General features: G+C 67.0%; 1 protein-coding gene. It reads left to right on the top strand.

All coding sequences use genetic code 11. The annotated features are described in order from the left end of the window. Window positions 1-530: TCP-1/cpn60 chaperonin family protein (locus IVB12_RS22965; RefSeq protein WP_276578159.1), on the top strand; the 530-nt coding region annotated here is incomplete at both ends.

Raw genomic sequence — 530 nt, 5'->3', positions numbered from 1 at the left:
CTGAAGGTCGCGGCCGTCAAGGCTCCGGGCTTCGGCGATCGCCGCAAGGCCATGCTGCAGGACATCGCGATCCTGACCGGCGGCCAGGCGATCTCGGAAGACCTCGGCATCAAGCTCGAGAACGTCACGCTCAACATGCTCGGCCGCGCCAAGAAGGTGATGATCGACAAGGAGAACACCACGATCGTCAACGGCGCCGGCAAGAAGGCCGACATCGAGGCGCGCGTGGCCCAGATCAAGGCGCAGATCGAGGAGACCACCTCGGACTACGATCGTGAGAAGCTCCAGGAGCGTCTGGCCAAGCTCGCCGGCGGCGTCGCGGTGATCCGCGTCGGCGGCGCGACCGAGGTCGAGGTGAAGGAGCGCAAGGATCGCGTTGATGACGCGATGCATGCGACCCGCGCGGCCGTGGAAGAAGGCATCGTCCCGGGCGGCGGCGTCGCCCTGCTCCGTGCCTCCGAGCAGCTCAAGGGCCTGCGCACCAAGAACGACGACCAGAAGACCGGCGTCGAGATCGTGCGCAAGGCGCT

The sequence above is a fragment of the Bradyrhizobium sp. 179 genome, from assembly GCF_023073535.1.
Classification (GTDB): domain Bacteria; phylum Pseudomonadota; class Alphaproteobacteria; order Rhizobiales; family Xanthobacteraceae; genus Bradyrhizobium.
Note: the sequence above shows the minus strand (reverse complement) of the source record. Positions and strands in the feature narration are given on the sequence as shown.